General features: G+C 73.3%; 15 protein-coding genes and 1 other RNA gene. 9 read left to right on the top strand and 7 right to left on the bottom strand.

The features are described from left to right. Positions 1 to 61 precede the first annotated feature (61 nt). On the top strand, positions 62 to 697 hold the full coding sequence (locus tag IF02_RS0127030; protein WP_030161367.1) for a TetR/AcrR family transcriptional regulator: 636 nt from the start codon (positions 62 to 64) through the stop codon (positions 695 to 697). 122 nt (positions 698 to 819) lie between these two features. Here IF02_RS0127030 and IF02_RS0127025 read toward each other — a convergent pair whose 3' ends face one another. From IF02_RS0127025 to IF02_RS0127005, 5 genes are all read right to left on the bottom strand, one after another. Then, complete coding sequence (locus tag IF02_RS0127025; protein ID WP_199809287.1) at positions 820 to 3,096, bottom strand: bifunctional glycosyltransferase/CDP-glycerol:glycerophosphate glycerophosphotransferase; 2,277 nt, start codon at positions 3,094 to 3,096, stop codon at positions 820 to 822. Between the two features lie 100 nt (positions 3,097 to 3,196). Continuing rightward, entirely contained in the window at positions 3,197 to 4,111 is a 915-nt protein-coding gene (locus IF02_RS0127020; protein ID WP_030161363.1) for a carbohydrate ABC transporter permease, read from the bottom strand. Continuing rightward, the gene (locus IF02_RS0127015; RefSeq protein WP_037837213.1) at positions 4,108 to 5,349 is read right to left on the bottom strand and encodes an ABC transporter permease subunit; all 1,242 of its coding nucleotides are present in this window, start codon (positions 5,347 to 5,349) and stop codon (positions 4,108 to 4,110) included. Before IF02_RS0127015 ends, IF02_RS0127020 begins: the two co-directional genes overlap by 4 nt. A gap of 151 nt (positions 5,350 to 5,500) precedes the next feature. Further along, positions 5,501 to 6,910: an ABC transporter substrate-binding protein gene (locus IF02_RS0127010; protein WP_078622358.1), complete on the bottom strand. Its 1,410-nt coding sequence runs from the start codon at positions 6,908 to 6,910 to the stop codon at positions 5,501 to 5,503. A 117-nt stretch (positions 6,911 to 7,027) separates the two neighbouring features. Continuing rightward, positions 7,028 to 10,756, bottom strand: a complete 3,729-nt coding sequence (locus IF02_RS0127005; protein WP_030161357.1) for an FtsK/SpoIIIE domain-containing protein — start codon at positions 10,754 to 10,756, stop codon at positions 7,028 to 7,030. Between the two features lie 459 nt (positions 10,757 to 11,215). Between IF02_RS0127005 and IF02_RS0127000 the strand changes: the two genes are divergently transcribed. Both IF02_RS0127000 and IF02_RS0126995 read left to right on the top strand, forming a co-directional pair. Further along, positions 11,216 to 12,979: a serine/threonine-protein kinase gene (locus tag IF02_RS0127000; RefSeq protein ID WP_030161355.1), complete on the top strand. Its 1,764-nt coding sequence runs from the start codon at positions 11,216 to 11,218 to the stop codon at positions 12,977 to 12,979. Between the two features lie 174 nt (positions 12,980 to 13,153). Continuing rightward, positions 13,154 to 14,419, top strand: a complete 1,266-nt coding sequence (locus IF02_RS0126995; protein WP_030161353.1) for a serine/threonine-protein kinase — start codon at positions 13,154 to 13,156, stop codon at positions 14,417 to 14,419. Between the two features lie 163 nt (positions 14,420 to 14,582). Here IF02_RS0126995 and IF02_RS0126990 read toward each other — a convergent pair whose 3' ends face one another. Further along, positions 14,583 to 15,614 carry an isopenicillin N synthase family dioxygenase gene (locus tag IF02_RS0126990; protein WP_051696590.1) on the bottom strand — a complete coding sequence of 344 codons (1,032 nt, stop codon included), beginning with the start codon at positions 15,612 to 15,614 and terminating at the stop codon, positions 14,583 to 14,585. 313 nt (positions 15,615 to 15,927) lie between these two features. Here IF02_RS0126990 and prfB point away from each other — a divergent pair, with 313 nt between their 5' ends. Further along, positions 15,928 to 17,037, top strand: coding sequence for a peptide chain release factor 2 (gene prfB, locus IF02_RS0126985; RefSeq protein ID WP_030161348.1), 1,110 nt, complete (start codon positions 15,928 to 15,930; stop codon positions 17,035 to 17,037). A 123-nt stretch (positions 17,038 to 17,160) separates the two neighbouring features. Here prfB and IF02_RS0126980 read toward each other — a convergent pair whose 3' ends face one another. Further along, the gene (locus IF02_RS0126980) at positions 17,161 to 17,355 is read right to left on the bottom strand and encodes a hypothetical protein (protein ID WP_030161346.1); all 195 of its coding nucleotides are present in this window, start codon (positions 17,353 to 17,355) and stop codon (positions 17,161 to 17,163) included. Positions 17,356 to 17,619: 264 nt separating this feature from the next. On the opposite strand from IF02_RS0126980, the gene ftsE reads away from it, so the two are divergent. From ftsE to ssrA, 5 genes are all read left to right on the top strand, one after another. Next, positions 17,620 to 18,309 (top strand): cell division ATP-binding protein FtsE, encoded by a 690-nt coding sequence (gene ftsE / locus IF02_RS0126975; protein ID WP_030161344.1) that lies wholly within the window; start codon positions 17,620 to 17,622, stop codon positions 18,307 to 18,309. A gap of 17 nt (positions 18,310 to 18,326) precedes the next feature. Then, the gene (gene ftsX / locus IF02_RS0126970; protein WP_030161342.1) at positions 18,327 to 19,259 is read left to right on the top strand and encodes a permease-like cell division protein FtsX; all 933 of its coding nucleotides are present in this window, start codon (positions 18,327 to 18,329) and stop codon (positions 19,257 to 19,259) included. 67 nt (positions 19,260 to 19,326) lie between these two features. Continuing rightward, entirely contained in the window at positions 19,327 to 20,538 is a 1,212-nt protein-coding gene (locus IF02_RS0126965; RefSeq protein WP_051696589.1) for a S41 family peptidase, read from the top strand. An 18-nt stretch (positions 20,539 to 20,556) separates the two neighbouring features. Continuing rightward, positions 20,557 to 21,042: an SsrA-binding protein SmpB gene (smpB, locus tag IF02_RS0126960; RefSeq protein ID WP_030161337.1), complete on the top strand. Its 486-nt coding sequence runs from the start codon at positions 20,557 to 20,559 to the stop codon at positions 21,040 to 21,042. Positions 21,043 to 21,126: 84 nt separating this feature from the next. Then, positions 21,127 to 21,515, top strand: a transfer-messenger RNA (tmRNA) gene (ssrA, locus tag IF02_RS34080). Positions 21,516 to 21,567 lie beyond the last annotated feature (52 nt).

The following is a 21,567-nucleotide window of genomic DNA, read 5'->3' as shown; positions in this document are numbered from 1 at the left end:
ACGGAACGCAACCGTATCGTCGTGACGGGTGGGTGACGGCGTGCGCGGCTATGCTCGGTGCATGACCTCCACGGACCCTGCCGCCAGCCCCGCACCCGCCACCGTCCGCCGTGCCCCCGCCGGGGCCGCCGTCCTGCGCGAGGACGTGACGGAGGCGATCCGGGCCGCGGTGCTGGAGGAGCTGGCCGCGGTCGGGTTCTCGCGGATGTCCATCGAGGGGATCGCGCGGCGGGCCGGAGTCGGCAAGACGGCCGTGTACCGGCGCTGGAAGTCGAAGCTGCACCTGGTGCTGGACCTGGTGGGGGCCTTCGCGGTGGACGGCCTGCCGGTGCCGGCGACGGGCTCGCTGTACGGGGACGTACGGGCCCTGCTGGAGGTGATGTCACATGTGCTGCGCCATCCGGTGGCATCGGCGGTGATCCCGGACCTGCTGGTGGAGGCCGCGCGGAATCCGGAGATCGCGGACGCCGTGCGCGGCGCGCTGCTGGAGGGGGAGCGACGGATGGCGGAGGGAATCGTGTCGGAGGCCGTTTCGCGGGGCGAACTGGCCGAGGGCACGGACCCGGGACGGGCGCTGGACCTGGCGATCGGGCCGCTGTACTGGCGGCAGGTGGTGGTGCGGGACGCCGTCCCGTCGGGATACCTCGACGACCTGGCCAGGTCTGTGGTGGCGGGGTTGACCGCCGCGTCCGGCTGACGGGGGCGGGGTGCCGCTGCGCGGGATTCTCTCCCCGCCCCGCCCCGCCCTTTCACTGTTTCCCGGGGGCTCTGCCCCCGCCCCCGCCCCCCGCGCCTCAATGCCGGCGGGGCTGATTTCCGCTACGGCCAGAGGCTGGTCATGAGGGCGGGTTCCGGGGAGGGGCGGGGGGCCGCAGGGGCCGGGTGGCGGTCCTCCAGAGGAGTGATCGGGGGGATCGCCGTCGGCTGGTTCAGGAAGACCCGCCGGACCACGCGCTCCGCCGCGTGGCCGTCGTCGTACGAGCAGAAGCGGGAGCGGAACGCCGAGCGCAGCTGCGCCGAGCGCGAGCCCCGCCAGTGGCCCGTCGTGAAGATGTCGACCAGCTCGTCCTGCGTGCGGGCGATCGCCCCCGGCGGGCAGGTCCGCAGGTCGAAGTACGTGCCGCGGGCGGCCTCGTACGCCTCCCAGTCGTCCGCGTGGATCACGATCGGCCGGTCCAGCGCCGCGTAGTCGAACATCAGCGACGAGTAGTCCGTCACCAACGCGTCCGAGGCCAGGCAGAGTTCCTCCACCGACGGGTACGCGGAGACGTCGACCAGTCGCGGGTGGCGCACCGGCCGGCCGGGCGCGTCCGCGTACGTCAGGTGCGCACGCGTCAGGATCGTGAAGCGCGGGCCCAGATCCCGCAGCACCCGCTCGAAGTCCAGGTGTTCGGGCCGGCTGCGCCGGTAGTCGCGGTGGGTCGGCGCGTACAGGACCGCCGTCGAGCCGACCGGGATGCCCAGGCGCTCGCGCAGCGCCACCACGTCGTCCAGGGTGGCCCGGTGGAAGGCGTCGTTGCGCGGGTAGCCGTACTCCAGCGTGGTGTACGAGGACGGGATCGCCTTCTCCCACACCAGGGTGGAGTGGCGGTTCGCGGACAGCAGGTAGTCCCACTGGTCCGCCCCGCGCAGCAAGCCCGCGAAATCCGTCGTCGGGGTGGCCGCCGGCCGGTCCTGGAGGTCCAGGCCGACCCGCTTGAGCGGGGTGCCGTGCTGGGTCTGGAGCAGGACCTGGCCCGGCCGCTTGACCAGGGCGCGCTCGAAGTTGACGTTCGTGGTGAGGTACGTGGCCCTGGCCAGAGCCGTCCAGTACGCCGCCGAGCCCGGGCGGAGCACGGCCGTCTGCGCCGGGAGCGTCGCCGCGTGCCGCGGATCGCAGATCCACGCCGTCCGCATCCGGGGCGCGAGCTCGCGCAGCTTGGCCTCGATGGCCGCCGGGTTGCAGGCGTAGCCGCCGTGCCAGTACGCGGAGAACACCGCCAGCTCCGGGCGCAGCGGCAGGAGCCGCTGGCCGCGGTAGTGCAGCCGCAGCGCGCTCTCGCGCAGGCCCCGCCACAGCGACACCCCGGCGCCCCCCGCCGCCAGCGCGGCCGAGCGGAGCGCCGACAGCGTGCGGTACGCACGGCGCACGCCGAGCCGCATCAGCAGGTGCCGGATCCGGTCGGTGCGCGACAGCGACAGCGGGGGCGAGCCGACGGCCCGGTAGCGGCGCAGCAGGGCGGAGGCCCGGTGGAAGAACTCGGCCCGGCAGGCGCGCGGGAGGCGGCGCGGGTCGGCGTACAGGGCGCAGAAGTGCTCGGCCATCCGCCGGTGCACGGTGGGGCGCCAGCGCTCCAGCTCGGGGCGGGTGCCGAGGTAGCCGAAGACCCGGTCGTACTGGTCGAAGATCTCCAGGTGGCGGCGGCTGGTGGTGGTCAGGATCGAGCCGGTGCGCCGCTGCCGGTAGTGCACGCACACCCGGTCCAGGACGGCGATGGACTCGGCGGCCAGCAGCGCCGGGTAGGTCCAGGGGGTGTCCTCGTAGAAGCCGGGCGGGAACTCCAGGCCCTCGCGCTCCGCGTACTCGCGGCGGTAGGCCTTGTTCCACACGACCATCAGCATGCCGAGCAGGGCCGGGCGGTCGGCGAGCCGGAAGCTGGCCGGGCCCTCCTCGGACAGCCGGTGCGCGAGGCGGTTGCGCACGAGCTCCCCGGTCCAGAAGATGCGCGCGTAGTCGTAGACGAGGACGTCCGGGGAGCCGGTGTCCTTGAGCCGGTCGGTGATGGCCTGGAGGGCGTCGGGGGCGAGGGTGTCGTCGCCGTCGAGGAAGAGCAGGTAGTCGCCGCTCGCCCGGGCCAGACCCGCGTTGCGGGCCGGGCCCAGGCCGAGGTTGTGCGCCAGGTGCACGGCGGTCACCCGGGGGTCCCGGGCCGCGTACTCGTCGATGATCGAACCGCAGGAGTCCGGGGAGGCGTCGTCGACCGCGATCAGTTCCAGGTCCGGGAACGACTGGGACAGGACCGAGTCCAGACTCTCCTGGAGGTACGCCTGAACCTTGTACGCGGGCACGATGACGCTGAACCGGGGCACGGCACATCCAGGGGTCGGCGCGGGCATATGGCCAAGGAACCCCCGGTGTGGCGATCGGGTTACGCAGCGTGTGGCATTCGGGTTACCCAGCGTCAACGCCGCACGTCAACAGGCGTGTCCGGGCGGCCTACTTGACCGCTCCCGCCATCACCCCCGAGACGAACTGCCGCTGGAAGGCGAAGAAGACGACCAGCGGGACGATCATCGACAAGAACGCGCCGGGGGCCAGTACGTCGATGTTGTTGCCGAACTGCCGTACCTGCTGCTGGAGGGCGACCGTGATGGGCGGGTTCGCCGAGTCCGCGAACACCAGGGCGACCAGCATGTCGTTCCACACCCACAGGAACTGGAAGATGGCGAGCGAGGCGATCGCCGGACCGCCCAGCGGCAGCACCACCCGGGCGAACAGCCGCAGTTCGCCCGCTCCGTCGAGGCGGGCCGCCTCCAGCAGCTCGCGCGGGATCTGCGCGAAGAAGTTGCGCAGCAGGAAGACGGCGAACGGCAGCCCGAACGCGGTGTGGAACAGGACCACTCCGGCCGTGGTCTCGAACAGCCCGATGGCGCCGAAGAGTTCCGAGACCGGGATCAGCGCCACCTGCACGGGGACGACGAGCAGCCCGACCACGATCAGGAACAGCCAGTCCCGTCCCGGGAACTCCAGCCAGGCGAAGGCGTATCCGGCGAGCGAGCCCAGGGTGACCACGAGCAGGGTCGCAGGGACCGCGATGGCCACCGTGCTCAGCAGGGCATGGGTGATGGTGTCGTTGGCCAGCAGCCGCTCGTAGTTGTCGGCCGTCAGCCTGGTCGGGGCGGTCAGTGCCTGCCACCAGCCGCCCTTGTTCAGGTCGGTGGGGGAGAGGAACGAGGAGATCAGCAGCCCGAGCGTCGGCATCAGCCAGAACAGCGCGGCCAGGACCAGGAACACCCGGACGGCCCCCGCCGCGGCCCCGGCGGCGAGCCGGCCGGCCCGGGCACCGGCCCGCGCGGCGGTACGGGCCCCGGTGCTGCGTGCCCCCGGGCGGGTCTGCGCGGCGGCGCTCATCGGGCCCCCTCCTTCCGCAGCCTGCGGATGTTGTAGACCATGACCGGGAGCACCAGGAGCAGCAGCAGTACCGCGATGGCACTGCCCAGCCCCGGATCGGCGTCGGTGCCGAAGGAGGTGCGGTACAGCTGGAGGGCCAGGACGTTCGCGTCGTCCTGCACCGAGCCCGGCGCGATCACGAAGACCAGGTCGAAGATCTTCATCACGTTGATGACGAGGGTGACGAGGACCACCGCCAGCAGGGGCGCCAGCAGCGGCACGGTCACCCGGCGGAACACCTGCCACTCGTTCGCCCCGTCCACCCGCGCCGCCTCCAGCAGCTCCCGCGGTACGGCGGCCAGCCCGGCCCCGATCAGCACCATCGCGAAACCGGCCCACATCCATACGTACGCCCCGATAATCGCCGGCGTCACCAGCGTCGGGCCGAGCCACTCCACCCCCGCGTACGCCTCGCGGAAGTTCGACGCGGGCAGCCGCAGCAGCGCACCGTCGGCCTTCGCGGACAGGGTGAACGTGCCGTCGGAGCGGGCCGTCGCCGAGTCGACGACCCGGCCGTCCTTGACCGCCTCGACCCGGATACCGGCCAGCCCCGACTCGGTCGGGTCGACCGCGTTCGTACGGCCGCCCCCGCCCCGGGTGAAGTCCTGCCAGACCGTCCCGGTGACCTTGCCGGGCTCGACGGGCGCGGCCTTGGCCGTACGGGTCCCCCCGGGCAGGTCCTCCGGGGCCACGCCGACCAGCGGGATCAGCACGGGCACGCCCGCCCGTACGGGATCACGGGTCGTGAAGCCGCCCGCGTCGGCGCCCGCGGCCGGGACCAGCGGGGAGTCGCGGCCGGGGCGGGCCTTCGGGAACGCCGAGGACTCCGCGAAGGTGTCGTGCACCCCGACCCAGACCGCGTTGGCCACGCCCCGGTCGGGATCGTGGTCGTACACGAGCCGGAAGATGATGCCGGCCGCCAGCATCGAGATGGCCATCGGCATGAAGACGAGCAGCTTGAACGCCGTGCCCCAGCGCACGCGTTCGGTGAGCACCGCGAAGATCAGGCCGAGGGCGGTGGCGGTGGTCGGGGCCAGCACCACCCACAGCGCGGTGTTCCTCAGGGCCGTGCGGATCGTGTCGTCGCGCAGCATCTGCGTGTAGTTGCCGCCGCCCACGAACGTGTCGCCGGTGCGGTCGAAGAAACTGCGGTAGATGGAGTAACCGATCGGGTGGACGACGAGCGCGCCCAGCAGCACCAGGGCGGGCAGGAGGAACGCCGCCGCGACGAGGCGGCGGCGCCGGGTCTCCGCGGACCGCGCCGTCGCGGTGGCCGTGGCCCTGGCGGCCCTGGTGGGCGACGTGGGCCCGGTGGACGAGGTGGGCCCGGTGGCCTTGGCTGCCACGGGATCAGTTCCCGTAGGCCTTGGCCGCGTCCGCCTCCAGTCTGGCCTGGGTGCCCGCCACGTCCGACGGGTTCGCCAGGAAGTCCTGGAGCGCCTTCCACTCGCCGGCGCCGGGGGTCCCGCCGAACGCCGCCGGGGCCTGGTCCGACATGTCGAAGCGGAAGTCGTCGCCCGCCGCGATCAGCGCCTTGGCGATGTCCCGCTGGATGGGGTTCGGGTAGGCGCCCGGATTCACCGCCTTGTTCGGGGAGATGAACCCGCCCTCGCGTGCCTGGATCTCCGCCGCGTCCGGGGACGCCAGGAAGGTCAGCAGCGCCTGCGCGCCCTTCGACGGCTTCAGCGCGACCGCCACGTCACCGCCCGAGATGACGGGCGGCTTGGCGCCGACCGCCGGGAAGTCGAAGACGAGCGCGTCCTCGCCCACCTTCGCCTCCGTCTGCGCGATGTTCACCGCCACGAAGTCGCCCTCGAAGACCATCGCGGCCGCCGGGCGGTCGCCGCCGGTGAACGTCTGCGTCACCGACTTCGGGAACTCGGTGGACAGCGCCCCGCTCGCCCCGCCCGCCAGGAAGTCCTTGCGCCCGAACAGCTCGCCGAGCGTGGTCAGCGCCTGCTTGACGCTGTCGTCCGTCCACTTGATCTCGTGCTTGGCCAGCTGGTCGTACTTCTGCGGACCCGCCTGGGAGAGGTAGACGTTCTCGAACCAGTCGGTGAGGGTCCAGCCGTCCGCGCCGGCCACCGACACCGCCGGGGTGCCGGAGGCGGAGAGGGTGTCGGCCGCCTCCACCAGTTCCTTCCAGGTCTTCGGCGGCTGCACGCCCGCCGCCTTGAAGGCCTTCGCGTTGTACCAGATCAGCGACTTGTTGGCGGCCTTGTAGTACACGCCGTACTGGGTGCCGTCGACCGCGCCCAGCTTCTTCCAGCCGTCCGCGTAGTTCGCGTCGAGCTGCGCCTTGGCCTCAGGGCCGACCGGCTGCACCCACTTGTTCTGCACGGCGGCGGTCAGGGCCCCGACCTGCGGGAGCAGCGCCACGTCCGGGGGCTGGCCGCCCGCGATCTTCGTACCGAGGAAGGTGACGATCGGGTCCTGGGCCGGGACGAAGGTGACCGTCGCACCCGTACGCTTCTCGAACTCCTTCAGGACCTTCGTGAAGTTCGCCTGCTCCGGCCCCGTCCAGACCGCCGCGACCTCCAGCTTCTCGCCGGGCAGCTTCGGTAATTCGACCGGCGGCCGGGCCTGCGGGGTCGACTCCCCGCCCTGCGGCGGGTCGGCCTTCTTCTCCCCGCCGTCCCCGCAGCCGCCGAGGGCCAGCGCGCCCGCGGCCGCGAGGGCCGTCCAGGCGGCGGCACGGCTCCTTCTCCGGCTGCCCGTGCGGCTACGGTTCTTCGTACGGCTCGTTCCGTGCCTTCGCATGGTTCTGCCCCCGATGCCCGTGGTGTGCCCGTGGTGTGACTCGTCCCACAAGGTCTACGCCGAGCCGCGCACCCCCGCAATACCGCGTCGGACCGCGGCGCGGCGTCGCGGGCCGGCTCAGGGGGACGGCGGGAACAGCACGGGTATCGCCGAGACCAGGTGCGACGCCCGGTCCAGGGCGCTCGCCAGCAGCGCCAGGTCGGTGGGGCCGTTGCCCAGCTCGCGCACGGGCCGGCGGGCCGGGGGATCACCCATCCGCTCCCACTCCACCGGCACCACGGTCGGCCGCTGCGTCGCCGTCCGCGGGATCCGGCCGGTCACCCGGCCGCCCTGGAACGGGACCGTCCGCCCGTCGGCGTACCGCAGCCGGCCGCGGCCGGGGCCCGGCTGGTCGGGGGCGTCGAGATCGATCCGCAGCGGGTTCGTACGGGCCAGCTCGGTGTCGGCCGTACGGTCGGGGCGGGCGCTGGTGGCCACCAGGTGCACCCCGAGCCGGGCGCCGTCGCGGGCCACCGCCTCCAGCGCCCGTACGACGGATCCGGCGGCGGGCCGGCCCGTACTGCCGAGCCCCGGCGCGACCAGCGCGTCGAAGTCGTCCACCAGCACCACCAGACGGGGGAGCGGGCTCGGCCCCGCCGGGTCGGTGCGCACGGCGGAGGCGCGCAGCCGGAGCGTGCCGGTGCGCTGCGGGTCGAGGTCGCCGAGCAGTTCGCCGGGGCTGGGCTGGCGGGGCGCCACCAGCCGGTCGGAGACCTCCCGCCGGGCGTGCCACTCGGCGAACGGGACCCCGTCCAGGAGCTCGGCCCGGCGTTTCAGCTCGGCGCCGAGGGCCTGGGCGAACTCCCGCATGCGGACGGGATCGGAGGCCACGAGGTGCGCGGAGACGTGCGGGAGCTCGGTGCAGGGCTGGAGCCCGTCACCGCGCTCGCCGCCGGCCCCGTCGAGGAGGAGCAGCCCGAGCCGGTCGGGCCGGGCGGCCGCGGCGAGCGAGGCGGCCACCGAGCGCAGCAGCTCCGTACGACCGCTGCCGGCGGGCCCCTCGATGAGCAGGTGCGGGCCGTCCTGGACCAGCTCGGCGCCGACCGGGCCGCGCCGGCCGCTGCCGAGGACGAGCTCGGCGCGGCCGCCGACGCCCTGCCCCTGGTCGGTGGCGGCGGCCCAACGGGCCATCAGGGAGGCCGGGGTGGCCCGGGCGAGGCCCAACTCGTCCAGCAGGCGGGCGGTGCCGGGGAGCGCGGCGGCGAGGGCCGGGCGGGGCCCGGCGGGGGAGGGCTCGGCGCGCAGCGGCGCCAGCGCCCGGGCGAAGCGTTCGGCCCAGGCGGCGGAGACGGCGTCGGCGGTGGCGGTGGTCCCGGGCGGGGACGGCTTGCCGCCGGTCACCGTGAACGTCCGTACGGTGGTGGCCACATCGCCGCTGAGCAGGGCGGCGGCGCCGCAGCTCCGGAAGGCGGGGCTGCTCACGCAGGCGGCCTCGTACGTCTCGGTGAGCGGGGAGACGGGCGTGGCGGCCGGGGTCTCGGCGAGCACGAGGAGGTGGATCCCGGAGGCCGGGCCGTGCGGGGCGAGCCGGCCGGTGATGTCGCGCAGCGCGCCGGCGCCGGGATCGCCGTCGACGACGAGGAGCGTGTACGGGCCCTGGTGGGCCGCCGCGGCGGGGCCTGCGCCGACGGGGCCCTCGCCGACGGGGCTCTCGTCGAGGCGGCGGGTCAGTTCGGCGGTGCGGGCGGCGGCCTGGTCGCGGTCGTACGCGAGGAGCAGCCGGCAGTCCTGGCCGTGCGCGGGCCGTACGTGCGGCAGCCAGCCGAGCCAGCCCCAGTCGGCGCGCCGCTCGGCGAGGCCGCGGGCGCGGTCGGCGGCGAGGAGCACGATCTCCAGCTCGCCCGGCCCGTGCAGGCCGGCGAGCTGGGCGACGACGGACCGGGCGACCCCGGTCAGCCGGGCGCGGGGCCCGGCGATGCAGAGCGAGCCGACCTCCTGGAACGCGACCCGGCTCCCGGCCCCGAGCCCGACGTCGAGCCGCCCCCGGCCCCGGGACCAGAGCCGCCGGGTGGGCCCCAGCGCGGCGAGCAGCAGCGCGGCGGGGTCGTCGGCGTCGGGCAGGGCGGCCGCGACGGCTTCCGCGGCGGCGCTCCCGTACCCGGGGTCCTCTTCCCCCCGCACCCACTTCCGGGCCCAGGCCCCGAGCCCCCGCTTCCGAGCCCGCTGCCCGCCGTCACCACCGGCCCCGGCCTGACCCGTCCCGGGTGCCCCGATGCGCATGCCGCCGGAAACTCCCCCGGAGGGTCCGCCCGAGCCGGCCCCCCGGCGCCCGGACGCCCGGCCGTCCCTCGAGCCCGACTCTGCCGCGCCCGCGCCGCTCCACCCGGCGCCGGGCCCACCGGTACGGCCGGCCCCCGCTGCGCCGGCCTCCCCGCCCATGCCGGGTCCGGCCGCGCCGCCCCATCCGGCCCCCTCGGAGCCGGGCGCCGAGCCCGGCTCCGCCGCGGCCCTGCCGCTCCGTCCGGCACCGGCTGCGCCGGTCTCCCGTGCTGTACGCGGTCCGGCTCCGTCGGGGCCGGAATCTGATCCGCCGGTCCACCCGGCACCGGTCCCCGGGCCGGGCGCGGCTGCGCCGTTCCAGCCGGGCACGGAACGGCCGTGCCCCGCGCCGGGCCGGGTGTCGCCGGAGGGCGCGCCGGGCGCGGCTGCGCCGGGCGGTCGGGCCGAGTCGGGAGCGTCGGTCCACCCGGCGCCCGAGGCGCCGGGGTGGGACGGCGAAGCCGCGGCGGGGCGCGGCCCCGGGCGGTGCTCGTCGGGGTCGGGGGCGGAGCCCCCGTTCCGGGAAGGGGCGGGGTGGGGGAACGCCCCCTGCGGGCCACCGAGCCCACCGCTCCACCCGCCAGCGGCCGCACCGGGCCCGCGGCCCGAGCCGGCCCCGTACGTGCCGGGCTCCTGCCCCGGGCCGGCCCCGTACGCGCCGGGCTCCTGCCCCGAGCCGGCTCCCCGACGCCCGTCGCCAGCGCCGGTCCACCCCGCGCCGGGACCGGCCTCGCCGGGATGCCCCGCGCCGGAACCGGGCGCTCGGCCCGAGCCTGCGCCGCCGGAGTGATGCGTGCCGGGTCCCGGCTCGCCGGGGTGCCCCGCGCCCGAGCCGGCCTCGCCGGGGTGCCCCGCGCCCGAGCCGGCCTCGCCGTACTGCCCCCCGCCGGGGGCCGCCGGGAGGGACAGGTGGCCTTCCAGGTCCGGGACCACGCGCAGGGGCGCCGGGGTCTCGGGGGCCAGGCGGAGCGTCGATTCGCCGATGCGGAGCAGCGCCCCCGGCACCAGCGCCACCGGCCGCGCGCCCACCACGGCGCCGTCCACCGTCGTGCCGTTCGTCGAGTCCAGGTCGGCCACGGCCACCCGCCCGTCCGGCATCACCGTCACCGCGCAGTGCAGCCGCGAGACGTCCGGATCGTCCAGCGGGACATCCGCATCGGCCGAGCGCCCGATCCGGATCGCCCCCGGGTGCAGCAGGTGCACCCCGCCCGCATCAGGCCCCGCCACCACGTGCAGCTGCGCGCCGTCCGGCCCGTCCGGCAGGACGTCCCCGTCCGGCAGGACACCCGGCACCGGCGCGTGCAGCCCCAGCACCGCCCCGTCCACCAGCGGCGGCTCCCCGAGCACCCGCCGCTGGAGGTCGAGCCGCTCCGTACCGGCGTACAGCACGACCGTGCCGCCGGTGTCGGGCCCGCCGACGGTCGCCGCCAGCCCGGAGGCCACGGCGGCGAGCGCGGTGCCCACGGGCGCGGTGACGAGCACGTCACAGCCGGCGGGCGCGGTCTGGTGGCCGCTGCGCGACCCAAGGACGGTCAGCCGGATCTGCATCGCCGTCAGCGGTCCCTTCTGCGCGGTGCGCGGTGCGTGCGCCCGGCAGGGGTACGACGGGGCATGGCTGCCCGATCAACCCCCCACCCGGCACGGCGCGTCGTCCGGTCAGGTCTGCCCGGAACGCGGGCTCCCGTCCCGGCCGTTCCGTACGGGTGCATCCTCGCACCTGTCACTGACAACACGCCCGGCACCCGGCAACAAATGATCTTGAATGATCACACCTCTGCGCGTGTCGCGTACACACCCGGGCGCGAAGCCCGGCCGAAAAGCCGAGGATGGCCGGGAAAATCGCCCCCGGCATACCCCCCAAACGTCACCCTTCGTACAAATGTGCGGCAACCAACCTCCGCCACCCCGCGTCTTCCCCGGCGACACCCCCTAGAGTGGGCCGGAAAACGAACCACAAAACGAACCGCAAAACGAACCACAGCAGGACGACAGCAGGGAGCGCGAGACGTGCGGCCAGTCGGCAGCAAGTACCTGCTCGAGGAGCCGCTCGGACGCGGCGCCACGGGCACCGTCTGGCGTGCCCGCCAGCGGGAGACCGCCGGCGCGGAGGCAGCCGTCGCCGGGCAGCCCGGCGAGACCGTGGCCATCAAGGTCCTCAAGGAGGAGCTGGCCCAGGACGCGGACATCGTCATGCGCTTCCTGCGCGAGCGCTCGGTCCTGCTGCGCCTGACGCACCCCAACATCGTGCGTACCCGCGACCTCGTCGTCGAGGGCGATCTGCTCGCCCTCGTCATGGACCTGATCGACGGCCCGGACCTGCACAAGTACATCCGGCAGAACGGCCCGTTCACGCCGGTCGCCGCGAGCCTGCTGACCGCCCAGATCGCGGACGCGCTCGCCGCCAGCCACGCCGACGGCGTGGTCCACCGCGACCTGAAGCCCGCCAACGTCCTGCTCGACGAGCGCGGCGGCCAGATGAAGCCGATGCTCACCGACTTCGGCATCGCCCGCCTCGCCGACTCCCCGGGCCTGACGCGCACGCACGAGTTCGTCGGCACCCCCGCCTACGTGGCCCCCGAGTCCGCCGAGGGCCGTCCGCAGACCTCCGCCGTCGACATCTACGGCGCGGGCATCCTGCTCTACGAACTGGTCACCGGACGCCCGCCGTTCGCCGGCGGCACCGCCCTCGAAGTCCTCCACCGCCACCTCAGCGAGGACCCGCAGCGGCCGCCGAACGTGCCCGAGCCGCTCTGGATCGTCATCGAGCGCTGCCTGCGCAAGGAGCCGAACGAGCGCCCCAGCGCCGAGAACCTGGCCCGCGGACTGCGCGTGGTCGCCTCCGGCATCGGCGTGCACAGCGCCCCCTCCGAGGTGGAGGCCGCCCTCGGCGTCGGCGCGCTGCTCGCGCCCGACCCCTCGCCGGCGCCGGTCCCCGAGACCCCGGGCGGTGGCGGCGCCGCCGACCCGACCCAGGTGCTGCCCGGCCGTGCCGCCGCCGCGTCGCCGATGGGCGCGTACGACCCGAACGGCATGACCAGCGTGCTCCCGCCGGTCGGCGCGGCCGACGCCACCTCGGTGCTGCCCAGCACGGGCGGCCCCGGCGGCCCCGGCGCGGACCCGACCTCGGTCATGCCCCCGGTGCAGCAGCCGGACCAGCCGCACCCGTGGCAGTCGCAGATGCGGGCCGCGCGCGACCGCAACGAGCAGACGCAGATGCAGTACCTCGACCCGGCCGAGGACCCTCTGCGCCGGCGTCCGCAGCGGCAGGCACCCCCGCCCCCGCAGCAGCGGCCCCAGCAGCCCCCGCAGTACCGCCAGGGCCCGCCGCCCCAGCAGTACCAGCAGCAGCCGCAGTACCAGCAGCCCCCGCAGCAGCCGTACTACCAGCAGCAGCCGCCGCCCCAGCAGTACCAGCAGCCGCAGCAGGCTCCGTACCAGCAGCAGCCCCAGCGGCAGCCCCAGCCCCAGCGGCAGGCGCCCCCGCAGCAGCAGCCCCCGCAGGCCCCGCCGCCGCGCGCCCCCCGGGAGCCGCGCGAGCCGCGGCCCCGCAGCGCCAACCCGGTCAAGATCCCGGGCCTGGGCTGCCTCAAGGGCTGCCTGGTCCTGATCCTGCTGTTCGTCGTGGCGGGCTGGCTGGTCTGGGAGCTCACCCCGCTCCAGGAGTGGGTCGGCACCGGCAGGGGCTGGTGGGACCAGCTGTGGACCTGGGGCTCCGACATCGTCGACTGGGTCAGCGCGATCGGCGACTCCACGGGCAGCGGCACGCCCTGAACCGGGGCCCCGTGGCGTCGACTTCGGGGACCGGTCCGCGGGCTGGGTTGTGGATTTGTCGACTTCTGGGACGTGATTTCGCCCCCAGAAGTGAAGGTCGCCGTGTTCCGGGGCGTTCAACCCCCATCCGGCCGCGTAGCTTTGGTGCGTACGCCAGCCGCTGAGGGAGCAGTCGTGGCACGGAAGATCGGCAGCCGGTACACCGCGCACCAGATCCTGGGGCGCGGCAGCGCGGGCACGGTGTGGCTGGGCGAGGGGCCGGACGGGCCCGTCGCCGTCAAACTGCTGCGCGAGGACCTCGCGTCCGACCAGGAGCTGGTCGGACGCTTCGTCCAGGAGCGCAGCGCGCTGCTCGGCCTGGACCACCCGCACATCGTCTCCGTCCGCGACCTCGTCGTCGACGGCAACGACCTGGCCCTGGTCATGGACCTCGTACGCGGTACGGACCTGCGCACGCGCCTCGACCGGGAGCGGCGGCTCGCCCCCGAGGCGGCCGTGGCGATCGTCGCGGACGTCGCGGACGCGCTGGCGGCCGCGCATGCGGCGGGGGTCGTGCACCGGGACGTGAAGCCGGAGAACGTCCTGCTGGACATGCAGGGGCCGCTGGGGCCCGGAGGCTCGCATCCGGCGCTGCTGACCGACTTCGGCGTGGCCAAGCTGATCGACTCGCCGCGGCGGGCGTCCGGGGCGCCGGGCGCGCGGGCCTCGGCCCCGACGACCCGGATCATCGGCACGCCGGACTACCTGGCCCCGGAGATCGTGGAGGGCCTGCCGCCGCGGGCCGCGGTGGACATATATGCCCTGGCCACCGTGCTGTACGAGCTGCTGGCGGGTTTCACGCCGTTCGGCGGCGGGCACCCGGGCGCGGTGCTGCGGCGGCACGTGACGGAGACGGTGGTCCCGCTCCCCGGGATCCCGGACGAGCTGTGGCAGCTGATCGTGCAGTGCCTGGCGAAGGCGCCGGCCTCACGGCTGCGGGCCTCGGAGCTCTCGGCCCGGCTGCGGGACCTGCTCCCGCTCCTGGCCGGGATGCCGCCGCTGGACGTGGACGAGCCGTACGAACCGGACCCGGACCCGGAGCCGGCGGAGTCCGTCTCGGAGGCCGATCCGGTCCGGCGGCGGGGCGTGGTCCCGCTGGTGCCGGGTTCCGCGACGGACTCGAACCGGGACACGCACACCTCGATGCGGGTTCCGGGACCGGACGAGCTGGCCGGGGGCGCGCTGGGCACGGCCCGGGTGCCGCGCCCTGCCGGCGGCCACCGGCCGGGGTCGGCCCGCCACCGCGCGGAGACGGCCCGCAAGCGGCGGCTGGCCCTGACGGCGGGGGCCGTGGTGCTGGCCGCCGCGCTGGGTGTGGGCACCTGGCTGGCCGCGTCCGGCGACGAGCCGCCGCCCCAGGACACGAAGCACTCGACCCCGTCGAAGCAGAAGAAGCCGTAGCCGTACCCGGCCGGGTGGTCGGACCGGGGCCGCCGGGGCCGCCGGGGCCGCCGGGGCCGCTGCGCGGGTCCGGGCAGAGCCCGGTGAACGGGAGAAGTGCGGGGCGGGGAGAAAGCCCCGCGCAGCGGAACCCGCAACCAGGCCCCGCAGGGCCCCGCAGGGGCTATGCCTCGACCAGTTCCGGGTGCCAGCGGCGGGCCACGGCCGGGTGGGCGCGGGTCCAGCCCTTGAGCTCGTTGCGGCCGTACTCCGCGTGCAGCGGGTTCGACGCGTCGTGCGCGACCCCCGGCGCCGACCGCAGGTAGTCACCCGGCACCGTCTCGATCACCGCGTCCAGCCGCGGGTTGTAGAAGAACGGCACCGAGTACCGCTCCACCGCCCCCGGCGGGCTGACCACGCGGTGGTCCGTGGCCACCAGGTATCCCTCCGTCGCGATCTCCAGCAGCTCGCCCAGGTTGACCACGAACGCCCCCGGCAGCGGCGGGATGTCCAGGAACCCGTCCCCCTGCCGTACCTGGAGCCCGCCCACCCCGTCCTGGAGCAGCAGCGTCAGGAACCCGTAGTCCTTGTGCGCCCCGACCCCCTGGTCGGCCCCGGACGGGGCGGATCCCGGGTAGCGGATCAGCTTCGTGTGCAGGTGCGGCCGGTCCGCGAACGCCTCGTCGAAGAAGTCGGACGGGGCGCCGATCGAGGTCAGCAGCTCCCGCAGCAGCCGGTGGGCCACCGCCGCCAGCCGCGCCTGCCACTCCAGGACCACCGGCCGCAGCTCCGGCAGGGCCTGCGGCCACTGGTTCGGGCCCTCCAGCCACAGGTACGCCGGGTCGTCCGGCCCCAGCGCCGGCGCCGGGCGCTCGGCGCCGACGTCCAGCTGGTCGCGCCAGTCGGAGGCCCCGCCGGTCAGCTCGTGGCCGATGCGGGTGTACCCGCGGAAGTGCGGCGAGTTCAGATTGCTCACCGCGAGCCGGTCAGCCTCCGGCAGGGCGAAGAAAGCCCTGGTCAGCTCAAGGATGCGGGCGGTCTCCGCCTCGGTGATCCCGTGCCCGGTGAGGTACAGGAAGCCCGTGTCCCGGGCCACGGCGTGCAGCTTCTTCAGGAAGTCGCCCCGCTGGGCCGGGTCGTCGGCCTGGGACAGGTCGATGACGGGAAGGGCGGGCACTGCGGAATCGGCAGAAAGATCGTTGTGCGCGGACGGCATGACGGCTCCGTTTCGGATGTCACGGGGTCCTGTTCCCCAGAGGTGTCGGGGCAGCGGATGGGGAGGGCCGCCGGCAGGGATGGCGCCGGAGCCGCTTGGGCCGCGTACAGGACCAAGTCGGATCGGGGTGGATCAGGCTTGGGGATGGTCCGGCGGCAGACAGCTCGTCGTCGTGACACGCATGTGGTCCACATGGCGGCGCTTGACGAGGAGCAGAGTCATACCGTGAGGGTACGCCCGTTCGTCCGTTCATCAGAACGGGTGATCCGGCCTGCCCGGACAGTGCCGCCCGCGGACCGGCTACGCTGGACCCGTGGCAGTCGTCGATGTTTCCGAAGAGCTGAAGTCCCTCTCCTCGACCATGGGGTCGATCGAGGCCGTCCTGGACCTCGACAAGCTGAGGGCAGAAATCGCCGTGCTCGAGGAGCAGGCCGCCGCGCCGTCCCTGTGGGACGACCCGGAGGCCGCTCAGAAGATCACGAGCAAGCTTTCGCACCTCCAGGCCGAGGTCCGCAAGACCGAGACCCTGCGCGGCCGCATCGACGACCTCGCGGTGCTGTTCGACCTCGCCCAGGAGATGGACGACGCGGACACCCTCGCGGAGGCGGAGGCCGAGCTGGTCTCCGTACGCAAGGCGCTGGACGAGATGGAGGTCCGCACCCTGCTCTCCGGCGAGTACGCCGAGCGCGAGGCGCTGGTCAACATCCGCGCCGAGGCCGGCGGCGTCGACGCCTCCGACTTCGCCGAGCGCCTCCAGCGCATGTACCTGCGCTGGGCCGAGCGCCACGGCTACCCCACCGAGATCTACGAGACCTCGTACGCGGAAGAGGCCGGCATCAAGTCGACCACCTTCGTCGTCAAGGCCCCGTACGCCTACGGCACGCTCTCGGTCGAGCAGGGCACCCACCGCCTCGTGCGCATCTCGCCCTTCGACAACCAGGGCCGGCGCCAGACCTCGTTCGCGGGCGTCGAGGTGCTGCCGGTCGTCGAGACCAGCGACCACGTCGAGATCGACGAGGCCGAGCTGCGCGTGGACGTGTACCGCGCCTCGGGCCCCGGTGGGCAGGGCGTCAACACGACCGACTCGGCGGTGCGCATCACGCACCTGCCGACCGGCATCGTCGTCTCCTGCCAGAACGAGCGCTCGCAGATCCAGAACAAGGCCAGCGCGATGAACGTCCTCCAGGCCAAGCTGCTCGAGCGGCGCCGCCAGGAGGAGAAGGACAAGATGGACGCCCTCAAGGACGGCGGAAGCTCCTGGGGCAACCAGATGCGGTCCTACGTCCTGCACCCGTACCAGATGGTCAAGGACCTGCGGACGGAGTTCGAGGTCGGCAACCCGCAGGCGGTCCTCGACGGCGAGATCGACGGCTTCCTGGAGGCCGGCATCCGCTGGCGCAAGCAGCAGGAGCAGACCGCGTAAGCACGCGGACCCAGACGTATGGCGTATGGCGAAGGGCCCGGACACCTCAGGTGTCCGGGCCCTTCGCCATACGTCTGGATGTCTGTACGTCTGCGTCGATGATCGGGACGCGGCGAGAGGTGGCTACGCCGTCTGCTGCGCCAACAGGGCCAGCGCCGCGACGAGGACCACCAGGAGCACGATGAGCGCCAAGGGGTTCAGGCCGCCGAAGGGGCCCTCCTGCTGCTGGAGGCGCTCCCGGTTCGCCCGGCACACCGGGCAACGGCCCTGGCTGACGGGCGCGGCGCAGTTCGCGCACACGAGCCGGTCATACGTCATGCGCTCTCCTCCTCTCGTCCCCTGGAACAACGAACACCTTGAACAACGCATGAAGGAACGACTGCGTTCCCCTACCACTGTGCCAGCTCCGGCGACATTCGGCGCGGCCCGTCCGGGCAATCGCGGACCATCGCGGAACGATCCCCTCCCGGACCAGGGGATATATCGGGCAACTCCGGACGCCGGGCCCCCACCCCCCGCCCGTTCGCGTATGGTCACGCACACCGACTCCGCACACCTACTCCCGGCGACCGTGGTGCACCCGTGATCCGATTCGACAACGTCTCCAAGTCCTACCCGAAGCAGAACCGCCCCGCACTCAGAGATGTCTCCCTGGACATCGCGAAGGGCGAGTTCGTCTTCCTGGTCGGCTCCTCCGGCTCCGGCAAGTCCACCTTCCTGCGGCTGGTGCTGCGCGAGGAACGGGCGAGCCACGGCCAGGTCCACGTCCTCGGCAAGGACCTCGCCAAGCTCTCCAACTGGAAGGTCCCGCAGATGCGGCGCCAGCTGGGGACCGTGTTCCAGGACTTCCGCCTGCTCCCCAACAAGACGGTGGCCGAGAACGTCGCCTTCGCCCAAGAGGTCATCGGCAAGCCGAGAGGCGAGATCCGCAAGGCCGTCCCGCAGGTCCTGGAGCTCGTGGGCCTCGGCGGCAAGGAGGACCGCATGCCGGGCGAGCTCTCCGGCGGTGAGCAGCAGCGCGTGGCCATCGCCCGCGCCTTCGTCAACCGGCCGGCCCTCCTCATCGCGGACGAGCCCACCGGAAACCTCGACCCGCAGACCTCGGTCGGCATCATGAAGCTGCTGGACCGGATCAACCGGACCGGCACCACCGTGATCATGGCCACGCACGACCAGCAGATCGTGGACCAGATGCGCAAGCGCGTCATCGAACTCGAACAGGGCCGACTCGTGCGCGACCAGTCGCGCGGCGTCTACGGCTACCAGCACTGAAAGGCCCTTGAGACGTCATGCGCGCCCAGTTCGTCATGTCGGAGATCGGCGTCGGTCTCCGCCGCAATCTCACCATGACCTTCGCGGTCATCATCTCCGTGGCCCTGTCGCTGGCCCTGTTCGGCGGCTCCCTGCTCATGCGCGACCAGGTGAGCAAGATGAAGGGCTACTGGTACGACAAGGTCAACGTCTCGATCTACCTCTGCAACAAGAGCGACGCGGAGGACAACGGTGAGAGCGGGAGCAAGGCCTGTGCCAAGGGCGCGGTCACTCCCGAGCAGAAGCAGCAGATCGAGACCGACCTGAAGAAGATGGACCTCGTCGAGACGGTCCACTACGAGTCCTCCGACGAGGCCTTCAAGCACTACAAGGAGCGCTTCGGGCACACCGCGCTCGCCTCGGTGATCACCCCGGACCAGATGCCCGACTCCTTCCGGGTGAAGCTCAAGCAGCCCGAGAAGTACAAGGTCATCACGACCGCCTTCGCGGGCCGTGACGGCGTCCAGTCGGTCGCCGACCAGCACACCGAGCTCGACAACCTCTTCACGATGCTCGGCTACCTCAACGTGGCCGCCCTCGGCATCATGCTGATCATGCTGATCGTGGCCCTGCTGCTGATCGTCAACACCGTGCGCGTCTCCGCCTTCAGCCGTCGGCGGGAGACGGGGATCATGCGGCTCGTGGGCGCCTCCAGCTTCTACATCCAGGTGCCGTTCATCATGGAGGCCGCTTTCGCGGGCCTCGTCGGCGCCGTGCTGGCCTGCGTCATGCTCGGCGCCGGCCAGTACTTCGTCATCGACCACGGCGCCTCGCTGCGCACGAAGATGGAGCTGATCAACTTCATCGGCTGGGACTCCGTGTTGACGAAGCTGCCGTTGGTGCTGGTCATCGGGGTGCTGATGCCCTCGCTGGCCGCCTTCATCGCATTGCGCAAGTACCTGAAGGTGTGACAAGCGCCCCGTGTGAGGTCCGCCCAACCCGCCGTGCCTCCACGGGGCTTGTCCTAGACTCGGCGCCATGCTGGGCTTGCCGAGTATTGCCGCCTTCTGTCTCCGGCCCCGCGACCTGCGTCGCGGGGCCGCTTTGACGTTGGCCTTCGTCGCGGCCGTGGGCGCCGCGGCGGGCACCGGCTGCTGGGACCGGGCGGACGCCGTCGGCGCCGCGGGCGGCACCTTAGCGGCCGCCGGTACGCAGCCCCCCGCGGCCGGGCCCGAGGCCCCCCGGGACACCGGAACCGCCGACCGCGAGGCCGTCGCCCGCGCCGCGGCCGAAGCCGCCGCCGAGGGCAAGTCCGGCAAGAAGGCCGCCCAGGAGGTGGTCAGCCGCAGCGGCGACCGCTGGGGCATGGTCTACGACCAGGGCGAGTACGCCGCCTTCACCGACGACCTCGACGGCCGCTGGACCGGCGTCGGGCTCTGGATCGAGAGCCGCCGCGACGACCGCATCGCCGTCGAGAGGGTCCAGCCCGGCAGCCCCGCCGCCCGCTCCGGGCTGCGCGCCGGGGACCGGCTGCTGAGCGTCGACGGCCACGACGTCACCGGCCTGCGCGTCTGCGACGTGATCGCCCTCCTGCGCGGGGGCGCCGGCACCCCGGTCGTCCTGCGCCTCACCCGGGACGGCGCCGACCTCACCGAGACGCTGCGCCGCGAGCAGCTGCACACCGAGCCCGTGACCGTACGGGAGCTCCCGGGCGGGATCACCGTCATCAAGGTCGCCTCCTTCAGCCGCGGATCGGGCGAACAGGTCCGGGCCGCCGTCCGCGCGGCCCCGCCCGGCGCCGGCGTCATGCTCGACCTGCGGGGCAACCCGGGCGGCCTGGTCACCGAGGCCGTGACGGCCGCCTCGGCGTTCCTGGACGGCGGGCTGGTGGCCACGTACGACGTACGGGGGGCCCAGCGCGCCCTGTACGCGAGCCCGGGCGGGGACACCGCGAGACCCCTGGTGGCGCTGGTCGACGGCGGCACGATGAGCGCGGCCGAGCTGGTGACGGGCGCCCTCCAGGACCGCGGCCGCGCGGTGGCGGTGGGCACGAGGACATTCGGCAAGGGCTCGGTGCAGATGCCGACGCCGCTCCCGGACGGCTCGGTGGCGGAGCTGACGGTGGGTACGTACCGCACCCCGGCGGGCCGCAGCCTCGACGGCAGCGGCATCACCCCGGACCTGGCGGCGGGCGACGGGGTCGAGGAACGGGCCCGCACGGTATTGGGTGGCCTCGGGGTGGGTCCGTAGTGCGAAAATGACCGCACTATGGCTAAGGAAAAAGGGCGCAAGCTGATCGCCCAGAACAAGAAGGCGCGGCACGACTACACGATCATCGACACCTACGAGTGCGGCCTCGTGCTCACGGGCACCGAGGTCAAGTCCCTGCGCCAGGGCCGGGCCTCGCTGGTGGACGGGTTCGTGTCGGTGGAGAGCGGCGAGGCCTGGCTCTACAACGTGCACGTGCCGGAGTACAGCCAGGGCACCTGGACCAACCACAGCGCCCGCCGCAAGCGCAAGCTCCTCCTGCACCGCGAGGAGATCGACAAGCTGGACTCGAAGACCGGCGAGACGGGCAACACGATCGTGCCGCTCTCGCTGTACTTCAAGGACGGCCGGGCGAAGGTCGAGATCGCGCTGGCGAAGGGCAAGAAGGAGTACGACAAGCGCCAGGCCCTGCGCGAGAAGCAGGACACGCGCGAGACGAACCGGGTGATCTCGGCCGTGAAGCGCAAGGAGCGCGGTCAGCTGTAATCTCCTGGCATCCCGTGGTCCACTTCGCGTACCATGGCGTCAGCACCCGCCGCTTGCGGTGGGCGCAGCTTGAAAAAACAACATGGGGATGATCGGTTTCGACAGCGGATGTCGATGCAGGGGAAGCGAGCCGAGGAAGCGGCAATGATCTCGCTAACCACATGTCGCAAAAAATAATCGCCAACTCCAAGAGCGATAACTCCCGCTTCACCCTCGCTGCCTAATAACAGTGAGCTGAAGCCTCTGTGAGGAGCGTCAGCCCGGAAGTGGTCCCGGTCCGGATCCTGGCGTCAATTAGGGATCTAAACCTCTAGCCCCGGTCACGGGGGTTGGAGGGAAATCAAACAGTGACTGAGCCCGTCGGAGACTTGTCCGTGTGATCTCCGGGGCCGAGAAAAGCGCAGCGGACTGCGCTCGGAGAAGCCCTGCTTCTGCACCGTTGGACGCGGGTTCGATTCCCGCCATCTCCACTCATCCCATGTGGGCGAAGGCCCCGCAGCCGTCAGGCTGCGGGGCCTTCGTCAT

The organism is Streptomyces sp. NRRL S-244 (assembly GCF_000717915.1).
Lineage (GTDB): Bacteria > Actinomycetota > Actinomycetes > Streptomycetales > Streptomycetaceae > Streptomyces.
The sequence above is the reverse complement of the archived record's forward strand: the minus strand, read 5'-3'. Positions and strand labels throughout refer to the sequence as shown.

What these genes read in the sequence shown, in the direction of transcription:
- IF02_RS0126965 (WP_051696589.1), top strand. Translation starts at nt 19,327, where the DNA reads ATGCTGGGCTTGCCGAGTATTGCCGCCTTCTGTCTCCGGCCCCGCGAC.
- smpB (WP_030161337.1), top strand. Translation starts at nt 20,557, where the DNA reads ATGGCTAAGGAAAAAGGGCGCAAGCTGATCGCCCAGAACAAGAAGGCG.
- IF02_RS0127025 (WP_199809287.1), bottom strand. Translation starts at nt 3,096, where the DNA reads ATGCCCGCGCCGACCCCTGGATGTGCCGTGCCCCGGTTCAGCGTCATC.
- IF02_RS0127005 (WP_030161357.1), bottom strand. Translation starts at nt 10,756, where the DNA reads ATGCAGATCCGGCTGACCGTCCTTGGGTCGCGCAGCGGCCACCAGACC.
- IF02_RS0126980 (WP_030161346.1), bottom strand. Translation starts at nt 17,355, where the DNA reads ATGACGTATGACCGGCTCGTGTGCGCGAACTGCGCCGCGCCCGTCAGC.
- ftsX (WP_030161342.1), top strand. Translation starts at nt 18,327, where the DNA reads ATGCGCGCCCAGTTCGTCATGTCGGAGATCGGCGTCGGTCTCCGCCGC.
- IF02_RS0127030 (WP_030161367.1), top strand. Translation starts at nt 62, where the DNA reads ATGACCTCCACGGACCCTGCCGCCAGCCCCGCACCCGCCACCGTCCGC.
- IF02_RS0127020 (WP_030161363.1), bottom strand. Translation starts at nt 4,111, where the DNA reads ATGAGCGCCGCCGCGCAGACCCGCCCGGGGGCACGCAGCACCGGGGCC.
- IF02_RS0127010 (WP_078622358.1), bottom strand. Translation starts at nt 6,910, where the DNA reads ATGCGAAGGCACGGAACGAGCCGTACGAAGAACCGTAGCCGCACGGGC.
- IF02_RS0126990 (WP_051696590.1), bottom strand. Translation starts at nt 15,614, where the DNA reads ATGCCGTCCGCGCACAACGATCTTTCTGCCGATTCCGCAGTGCCCGCC.